Annotated in this window: 9 protein-coding genes; 3 read left to right on the forward strand and 6 right to left on the reverse strand. The window is 34.4% G+C overall.

From position 1 onward, the window contains the following. Window positions 1-6: 6 nt before the first annotated feature. Together dnaX and GXM16_RS07030 are read left to right on the forward strand one after the other, a co-directional pair. Window positions 7-1,092, forward strand: coding sequence for a DNA polymerase III subunit gamma/tau (gene dnaX, locus GXM16_RS07025; RefSeq protein WP_163393681.1), 1,086 nt, complete (start codon window positions 7-9; stop codon window positions 1,090-1,092). Window positions 1,093-1,247: 155 nt separating this feature from the next. After that, window positions 1,248-1,739, forward strand: coding sequence for a DNA polymerase III subunit gamma/tau (locus tag GXM16_RS07030; protein ID WP_229684205.1), 492 nt, complete (start codon window positions 1,248-1,250; stop codon window positions 1,737-1,739). Between the two features lie 3 nt (window positions 1,740-1,742). Here GXM16_RS07030 and GXM16_RS07035 read toward each other — a convergent pair whose 3' ends face one another. The 6 genes from GXM16_RS07035 to GXM16_RS07060 all read right to left on the reverse strand — a co-directional run bounded on the left by GXM16_RS07035 (window position 1,743) and on the right by GXM16_RS07060 (window position 7,113). Further along, window positions 1,743-2,321 carry an NAD(P)H-dependent oxidoreductase gene (locus GXM16_RS07035; RefSeq protein WP_163393682.1) on the reverse strand — a complete coding sequence of 193 codons (579 nt, stop codon included), beginning with the start codon at window positions 2,319-2,321 and terminating at the stop codon, window positions 1,743-1,745. Between the two features lie 56 nt (window positions 2,322-2,377). Beyond that, complete coding sequence (locus tag GXM16_RS07040) at window positions 2,378-2,938, reverse strand: Crp/Fnr family transcriptional regulator (protein ID WP_163393683.1); 561 nt, start codon at window positions 2,936-2,938, stop codon at window positions 2,378-2,380. Window positions 2,939-2,949: 11 nt separating this feature from the next. Further along, window positions 2,950-3,531: a TMEM175 family protein gene (locus GXM16_RS07045; RefSeq protein ID WP_163393684.1), complete on the reverse strand. Its 582-nt coding sequence runs from the start codon at window positions 3,529-3,531 to the stop codon at window positions 2,950-2,952. An 83-nt stretch (window positions 3,532-3,614) separates the two neighbouring features. After that, window positions 3,615-4,505 (reverse strand): Ppx/GppA phosphatase family protein, encoded by an 891-nt coding sequence (locus GXM16_RS07050; protein WP_163393685.1) that lies wholly within the window; start codon window positions 4,503-4,505, stop codon window positions 3,615-3,617. A gap of 38 nt (window positions 4,506-4,543) precedes the next feature. Next, the gene (gene ppk1, locus GXM16_RS07055) at window positions 4,544-6,622 is read right to left on the reverse strand and encodes a polyphosphate kinase 1 (protein ID WP_163393686.1); all 2,079 of its coding nucleotides are present in this window, start codon (window positions 6,620-6,622) and stop codon (window positions 4,544-4,546) included. Window positions 6,623-6,627: 5 nt separating this feature from the next. Beyond that, window positions 6,628-7,113 (reverse strand): SixA phosphatase family protein, encoded by a 486-nt coding sequence (locus GXM16_RS07060; protein ID WP_163393687.1) that lies wholly within the window; start codon window positions 7,111-7,113, stop codon window positions 6,628-6,630. A gap of 580 nt (window positions 7,114-7,693) precedes the next feature. On the opposite strand from GXM16_RS07060, the gene GXM16_RS07065 reads away from it, so the two are divergent. After that, window positions 7,694-8,997: hypothetical protein (locus tag GXM16_RS07065; protein ID WP_163393688.1), on the forward strand; the 1,304-nt coding region annotated here is incomplete at its 3' end.

Below are 8,997 nucleotides of genomic sequence, written 5' to 3' on the forward strand. Positions count from 1 at the left end.
AAGAATATGGAGCAATTTGTAGTATCGGCACGTAAATATCGCCCGCAGACCTTTAAGGATGTTGTGGGGCAGAAAGCCATTACAAACACTTTGCTAAATGCCATAGAAAGCAATCATCTTGCTTCTGCACTTTTATTCACAGGACCGCGTGGAGTTGGTAAAACCACCTGCGCACGTATTTTGGCACGGAAAATAAATCAGCCCGGATATGACGATCCAAATGAAGATTTTGCGTTTAACGTGTTTGAGTTAGATGCAGCTTCAAATAACTCCGTTGATGATATCCGAAACCTGATTGATCAGGTTCGAATCCCTCCCCAAACAGGACAGTATAAAGTTTATATTATTGACGAGGTTCATATGTTGTCTTCGGCTGCTTTTAATGCTTTCCTGAAAACATTGGAAGAACCGCCAAAACATGCTATATTCATTTTAGCGACAACAGAAAAACACAAAATCATTCCCACGATTTTATCACGCTGTCAGATTTTTGATTTCAAAAGAATTACTGTAAAGGATGCCAAAGAACATTTGGCTGATGTAGCACAAAGTCAGGGAATCAGTTTTGAAGATGATGCTTTGCATATTATTGCTCAAAAAGCAGATGGTGCTATGCGTGATGCTTTATCCATTTTTGACCGTGTGGTTTCTTTTTGCGGAACCAATTTAACGCATCAGGCCGTAACCGAAAACCTAAACGTTCTGGATTACGAGACCTATGTTTCGATTACAGATTTACTTTTAGAAAATAAAATTCCGGAACTTTTACTGGCATACAACGATATCCTTGCAAAAGGTTTTGACGGGCATCATTTCATAGCCGGTTTAGCTTCGCATTTCAGGGATTTATTAGTAAGTAAAACCCCTGCTACTTTAAGTTTGCTTGAAGTGGGCGAACAAGCACAGCAAATGTACGGCACACAGGCTCAAAAATGTTCTCAGGATTTTTTATTACAGGGAATAGACATTGCCAACGATTGCGATTTAAAATACAAATTAAGCCAAAATCAGCGTCTTTTGGTCGAGTTATGCCTCATGCAGTTAGCCTCTATCAACTTTGATGGAGAAAAAAAAAAGCTGAGCAATTTATAATTCCGCCCACTTATTTTAAAAACGGAGGATATTCTATCACTGAAGTCCAAAATCCGAAGTCCAAAGTTGAAACTGAAACTGAAACTGAAACTGAAACTGAAACTGCACCCCCTCTAAAAGAAGAAACTGTAGCTGCAACACAAGTTCAAAATACTGTGGCTGCTAAACCTGAAAACAATAATGAGCCAAAAGTATCTGCTTTTTCTCTGGCAAGTATCCGTAAGAAAAAAGAGCTGGAAGCAAACAGTAAATCTTATGTTAAACCTACTTCAGTCCTGCTTACAGAAGAATTTTCAGAAACAGACATGCTTTTGTACTGGAACAAATATGCACAGCGTTTAGGGGAAAAAGGTTTCAAAATCATGGAATCGTTATTATTGATTAACGACCCAAAATTAAACGGAACCGTAATTACAATTGAATTGCCGAATGAAGGTTCTAAATTAGATTTTGAAAGCCAGGTTAACGGACTTTTAGGCTATTTAAAAGGGCACTTACACAATCATGATATTACAATTGAAGTAATTGTAAATGAAACGATAGAAAACAAAAGAAGTTTTAACGATCAGGACCGATACAATCGTTTATTGGAAATCAACCCAAATATTGAACTTTTACGTTCGACATTTGGATTGGACATACCTTAATGATTATTGATTTCTTAATCCCAAATCATAGACCTTTTGTAACCATTTCTTTCTTTGAGCTTCAGTAGAGGTTTTCACAATTCCGATATAACTTACTTTTACAGGTGTTATGCCACAAAATTGCAGGGTGCATTTCTTTAACTGATTCACACTTGGCCTTGCATAAACCAATCGGTAATACCAGCCTGGCTGATCTAAAGTGGTAATGATGTGAGCTGTTTTACCTTTTAGAAGCTTATCCCACCAAACCGAATTTTCACGGTATTGAAATGCCATTCCGGGTAGAAATAAACGATCGATAAAACCTTTTGTAATAGCTGGCAGACCCCCCCACCAAACGGGATGAACCCAGACCAGATGATCGGCATTTTGGATTTTTTTCCAGGCTTCAGCTAAATCCGGTTCTAATTCGGTTCGTTTTTGATAACCAAACTGTAAATTCGGATTGAATTTCAATTCGGCAATGGTTATGGTTTCAACCTGAGAGCCAGAATCAATTACTCCTTTATGGTATTCATTAGCAATAGCAAAATTGAAACTTTCCGGATTTGGATGTCCGTTTATAATCAGTATTTTTTTCATGTTTATATTTTTTATAAAAATACTATTCACATGAAAAATCATACCGGACAAATGTCCTATAAAGCAGCTTTTCTGATTCGGCTTAAATGTCTTGGTGTAATTCCTAAATAAGAGGCTAAATATTGGAGTGGAATTAACTGCAGGTATTTTTGGTGATTTTTATAAAGCTCTTCATAGCGTTGTGTACCTGATAATTTTTGAAAAGAAATCATTCTTTTGTTCAGGTTTACAAATTCTATTTCAGTTAATTTTCTTCCTGTTTCCTGCCAGTTGTAACCTGACTGATACAGTTTTTCCAAACCTTTTCGACTTAAAACCTGTACTTCTGTATCAGTCAAAGCCTGAATGTTTTCTTCTGCTTTTTCTTCTGTTATAAAACTGGCAAAAGACGCCATAAATTCATTTTCAAAAGCAAAACAATTAGTAATCTCATCTCCTTTGTGATTAACGAAAAAAGAACGCAGAATTCCTTTTTTTATAAAAACAACTTCATTGCATACCTGATTTTCCATCAGCAAAAATTCTCCTTTTTTTAATTTCCGAAACGTGATTAAACCGTCTAAAAGATTTAACTCTTCCAAAGATAAATTCTGGATGGACTGAAAAACAGTTTTCATCAGCTTCTAAATTAATTTTTTGAAGCAAAAACTTTCTCAATTCTTTTATCCGGGACAAGCCATAAGAAAGCGACTGCCAGATAAGCGGCACCCGAGATCCATTCGTTGTAAAATGAAAAAGCAATTCCTAAGATATTTAAAATTGTAGAGGCTTTCCCTTTTAAATCTTTTCCTATTGCGTCTGCCAGAACCGAATTTTCTCCTTGGCTTGAAATTATAAGATTTTGTAAAATGAAATAGGCAATTGCAGAAAAAAACAAAACTGCTCCGTACAGAGTCATTGAGGCCTTTGCAAAATTATGTTCTCCCATCCAGCCTGTCGCTACCGGAATTAAGGATAGCCAAAACAACAAATGCATATTAGCCCAAAGGATTTTTGCGTTTACTTTAGTCAGTTCATGAAGCAAATAATGATGGTTGTTCCAGTAAATTCCAACATAAATAAAACTCAGGATATAACTCAAAAATTTAGGAATAAGCGGTTTTAAATCGGCAAACTCGTGTCCGTGCGGTACTTTAATTTCCAAAACCATAATGGTGATAATAATAGCTAATACACCATCACTGAAAGCTTCGAGTCGAGTTTTATTCATTTTAAAAAATTGATTTGAAGATTTTTTTACAGATTAATAATTTCCAAATTTAATTATAACCTGTAAAATGGTAAAATTTAAGTTTAAATTTTACCGTAGTACATTGCTTTTACTATTCCGTCAGAAAGTCCAATTTTTGGAACATAAATCTGGCGTGCCCCACTCCATTTCATCGCATTCAGATAAATTCTGGTTGCATGGATAATTACGTCGGCACGGTCTGAATTCAGCCCTAATTCGGCTATTCTTTGTTCATAAGTCAAAGAGTTTAAAAAAGCATATTGTGAATTGATATAAATGTATGAAAGCGGTTTTTCCTGCTGCTTTCCGGACATTTTAAATAATTTATTGATATTTCCTCCTGAACCAATAAGAGTAACTTCCTCATAATCTTTAGTATTGGTTCGAATCCACTTCTCAATCTCATCCCAAACCACATCATGAACCATATTATTCAGCAAACGAACTGTTCCTGCCTTGAATGATCTTGAATTGATCATTTTCCCATCTGAAAAAAGAGTAAATTCGGTGCTTCCGCCACCAACATCCACAAAAAGATAAGTTTGGTCTGTTCTAAGCAAATGATGTAAATCTGTTGAAGCAATAATAGCCGCTTCTTTTTTCCCGTCAATAATTTCAATTTTTATGTCAGCTTTTTTCTTAATCAGACCTACCACTTCTTTTGCATTGTAAGCCTCCCGCATTGCTGAAGTTGCAAAAGCCATATAACGCTCAACTTTATGAACTTTCATTAAAAGGTAAAATGCTTTCATGGCATCAACCATCCTGTCAATATTTTCTTCTGAAATTTCACCAACTGTAAAGGCATCCTGCCCAAGACGTATTGGTACACGAACAAGTGAACTTTTATTAAATTGAGGCTCTTTGCCTTCCTGCTCTACAACATTCGATATCAAAAGTCTCATGGCATTTGAACCGATATCTATTGCTGCGTATTTTTTTATTTTAATCATGCTCACTTTATGATTTGAAATTTAAATTTGTGTAATTATTAATTTGTTTTTTGAACAGCTGCTTCCGCTATTTCGATTTTATTCTGGTAGTATTTATACGTTTCCAGTTGTGCCCTGAAAGGAGCATGATGATTTCTGGCTTTGTATTTATTATCTAATTTATAAGAATGATACCTCACTTTTACATTCCCTTTCCATGCAATATTAAAATTATCTATTAATTCTTTTTTAATTGATAAATCATAAATTGGACAAGTAACTTCTACTCTTCCATCAAGATTTCTGGTCATAAAATCGGCTGAAGATATATATACTTCTGTTAAACCGGCATTTCCAAAAATATATACTCTTGAATGTTCCAGATAATTATCAACTATACTTATTGCCTCAATATTCTCACTCATGCCAGGGATTCCCGGAATTAAAGAACAGATTCCTCTTACCTGAAGCTGAATTTTAACTCCTGCATTACTGGCTTCATATAATTTATCGATCATTTTAAAATCAGATAAACTATTCATTTTCAATTTTATATGTGTTTTCCTGCCGGCCAAAGCATGCAGAATTTCCCGGTCTATCAGTTTAATAAATTTGGAACGCGTGTAATGTGGAGATACAATTAAATGCTTATATCTGTGCACCCTGTAGTTGATGTCAAAAAATTCAAATATTTTTGAAATGTCTTTTAGAATCCCCTGATGACAGGTAAAAAGTGTTACATCTGTATAAATTTTGGCGGTAGCTTCATTAAAATTACCTGTTGAAATAAAACCGTAACGGCGTGTTTTTTCGTTTTCGACTCTTTCGATTACACATATTTTACTGTGAACCTTTAAGCCTTTCATTCCAAAAATAAGTTCAATTCCTTCAGTCTGCATTTGTTCTGCATAAGAAATATTTGAAGCTTCATCGAAACGTGCCTGAAGTTCGATTTGAACCACTACTTTTTTACCATTTTTAGCTGCATTAATCAAAGAACTGATAATTTGCGAATTTTTAGCCAGACGATATAAAGTAATTTTGATGCTGGTTACTTTTGGATCTAAAGCTGCCTCACGCAAAAACTTAGTCAGGTATGAGAAAGACTGATATGGCGCATGAACCAAATAATCTTTTTTGTTTATTTTTTCTAAAATGCTTCCGTCGAGACTTAAACCCGGAACCGGCAAAGGCTCATTAGGTTTATACAGTAAATCGTAACGACCTAAATTTGGGAAACTCATGTAATCCCGGCGGTTATGGTATCTCCCGCCCGGGATGATACTATCTGTTTCTACGATTTTCATTTTCTCTAAAAAGAAATGCAGGGTATCATCTTCAATCTGGCTGTCGTAAATAAAACGAACCGGCTCGCCTATTCGTCGGTCTTTTACAGATGAAGCAATTTTTTCAAGCATACTTTTACTCAAATCGCTGTCAATATCTAATTGAGCATCACGTGTAATTTTAATCATGTGTGCCGAAACACTTTTAAAATCAAATATATTGAAAATGCTTTTTAGTTTATAACGAATAACATCGTCAATTAAAATCACATATTGTTTTTCATCTTCTGAAGGAAGTACAACAAACCGATTGATATTTTTAGGAATTTCAATCAGAGCATAACGAATCTCATCATTAGCCAGTTCCAAACGAACTGCCAGATAACCTAAAGTATCTTTAAGAACCGGAAAAACGGCCAGGTCATTCAAAATAATAGTCACCAGTTCCGGACTTAACTTTTGCATGTAAAAGTCCTTTAAGAAACATTCTTGTTTGGGACTGATCTGATCTTCGGTTATAATAAAAATGTTTTCGGCTTCAAGTTCCGCTTCAATGTTTCCTAAAATACGCAAACTCTCGGACTGTTGCTGAATAACAATCTCTGTGATATCTTTAATTAATTGATGTGCGGAAATCCCTCCTAAATATTTTTCGCCTGAAATACCTGAAAGGCTTAGTCTCCGTATTGCAGCATATCGAACTCTGAAAAATTCATCTAAGTTGTTTGAAAAAATTCCAACAAAACGCAGTCTGTCTAAAAGCGGAACCGTGTTATCACCGGCTTCCTGAAGTACTCTTGCATTAAACGCTAACCAGCTTTTTTCTCTGTCGATATATTTCTGTTCGTGCACGTTATTTATTTTAAATCTTTGGGGAAAATTGTTTTATGGGTTTTGCCTTTACCAATCGTATCCCAGCTTTCTGAATCGAATTGGAGTGATACGAAACCTGAAGTTGGAACATTTTCTATAAAAACATCCCCAAATTTATTAACAAAATTTGTAATAGCCTCGTTATGTCCAAAAAGAATAACGCTTTCTAAACTATTATCACATGATTTAATAACTTTTTCGAGATGTCTGTCATCAAAAGTGTATAATTCATCTTTGAATAAAATACTTTCTAATGGGTATGACAAGTTTTGTGCAAAAATGATAGCTGTTTCTAAAGCCCTGGCAGCAGTACTGCTCCATATTGTATAGGTTTTAGGAAGAAATTTCGAAATGGCGCCTGAAACGCTGTGGGCATCTAAAATACCTCTTTTCATTAAGGGTCTGTCAAAATCTTTTAAAGGTGCTTCCCAACTTGATTTTGCATGTCGTATTAAAATTAAATTTTTCATAAAATATATTTTTAAGGATAGATACCAACAGGAATAATTCAATTTCTAATTTACAAAAGAAATTTCAATAGCCTGCTTTTTTTTTATTCTGTTAACATTTTGGAATAAAATTTAACCAAACAGTAAATAATTAAACTTAAGTTATTTTAAAAAAAAGCGTTGTTCATCTGTTAAAATTATCACTTAACCGATATTATCAGAGCGTATAAAATAGAATATAAAATACTGACAAACAATATTTTATAGATAAAATTATTACAAATTATATCTCAAAAAATAAAAAAACACCTCTCTTATCTTGTTATAATTCTATTAAAAAGAAGCATTTTAAATTAATTATTTAACAAAAAAATGCATTTAAACGATTTTTCAGGTTAGTCACAGATAAAGAAAACATAATTTAATCAATCTATATAACTTTGATTCATAGATTTAATGTTAAAATTTTGAGATAATCACAATACCACTTTCTTCCCGCCTTAATTAAATCTAAATGCCTTTAATGAATAACTCCAAAAATTCATTTAAAAGGCAAGAAGTCCAAAACATTTTTAATCCTAACTTAATAAAATTAGAGATTATGGAAATCATTACTTATTTTTTTACATTCAAAAATATTAGAGACGTTTTCATAACGTTCATGCTAATATTTATTACAAAAGGCTATTCTCAAAATACATTTGATGGAGATTACTGCCCAGGCCCCAATACATTTGGTGATGAATATGCAACTGGTACTGTTTACAGCAAACTATTATTAGCTAGTCCTTCTTCAACGTGTCAAATTGGAACGATTCACGCTAAAGTTGACACTCAAAATCAAGTATTAAGATTAGGTATGGACATTGGTAATGGTGGTTCAGCTCTTTTTAGATTGTACTTAGATACCAATAATGATCCTTTAACCGGATTAACATCAGATTCATTTGGAGGTACCATTAGTGTAGGTGGTGCTGAATATATCTTAGAGATTAATTCTAACGGAAATGGTTTTACTTTATATACTGGAAATGGAAATGTTAAAACTCAAACTAACGTCATCCCCCCAGGCCTTGCTGCGCAGTCCGGTAACGCAAATTGTAATTCTGGTGCTACCTTTTTAGAGTTTAATATTCCTTTTGGAAGTTTAGGAATTAATATTTGTGACCCAAATAACCCTGGTATAATAAATGTTACAAAATTAGCATCTGTTAGCGGTAACTCTCCAAGTTCAAGTCCATGTATTAATACCCCACTTACTTTTGGAATTCCACTAAAAGGAACAGTTGGACCAAGCACAACTATCTGTTCAGGAGCTAGTAGCGCTTTAACAATAACCGGTCTCACTGCTAATTCTACTGTAATCAAGTGGCAATCATCTGTTGCTCCATTTTCAGTGTGGGTAGATATCACTAATACTGCAGGTTTAACAGCTTATAATACAGCTAATTTAACAGAAACCACATTATTCAGAGCAATATTTTCTAATTCAGGTTTATGTTCTGGAAATGATATTGCTACAAGTCAAGCAACCGTAACGGTAAATACTCCTACTAGTTGTTCTATTGCTGGTACTTCTGGTCCTGTATGTTTGTCTTCTTCTAATGTGTATGTGGCTCCAGCCAATATGACTACTTATGCATGGTCTTTGCCTGCAGTAACTGCAAATGGCGCTACAATCACATCTGCTTCAAATGCACAAAATGTAACTGTTTTAGCTGGTTCTACTTGCAATACAACGTTCAAATTATTATTAACAACTACTTTAAATGGATGCAGCTCTACTTGTGAAAAAATAGTTACTGTTAAAGACACAACCGCACCAACATGGACAACCGCTGCAGCTTCCTTAAATGTGACTTTACAATGCAGCGACACATCTGGTTTGGCAACAGCTCAGGCAGC

The organism is Flavobacterium limi, from assembly GCF_010645075.1.
Classification (GTDB): domain Bacteria; phylum Bacteroidota; class Bacteroidia; order Flavobacteriales; family Flavobacteriaceae; genus Flavobacterium; species Flavobacterium limi.

What these genes read in the sequence shown, in the direction of transcription:
- GXM16_RS07035 (WP_163393682.1), bottom strand. Translation starts at nt 2,321, where the DNA reads ATGAAAAAAATACTGATTATAAACGGACATCCAAATCCGGAAAGTTTC.
- GXM16_RS07060 (WP_163393687.1), bottom strand. Translation starts at nt 7,113, where the DNA reads ATGAAAAATTTAATTTTAATACGACATGCAAAATCAAGTTGGGAAGCA.
- GXM16_RS07045 (WP_163393684.1), bottom strand. Translation starts at nt 3,531, where the DNA reads ATGAATAAAACTCGACTCGAAGCTTTCAGTGATGGTGTATTAGCTATT.
- dnaX (WP_163393681.1), top strand. Translation starts at nt 7, where the DNA reads ATGGAGCAATTTGTAGTATCGGCACGTAAATATCGCCCGCAGACCTTT.
- GXM16_RS07050 (WP_163393685.1), bottom strand. Translation starts at nt 4,505, where the DNA reads ATGATTAAAATAAAAAAATACGCAGCAATAGATATCGGTTCAAATGCC.
- GXM16_RS07040 (WP_163393683.1), bottom strand. Translation starts at nt 2,938, where the DNA reads ATGAAAACTGTTTTTCAGTCCATCCAGAATTTATCTTTGGAAGAGTTA.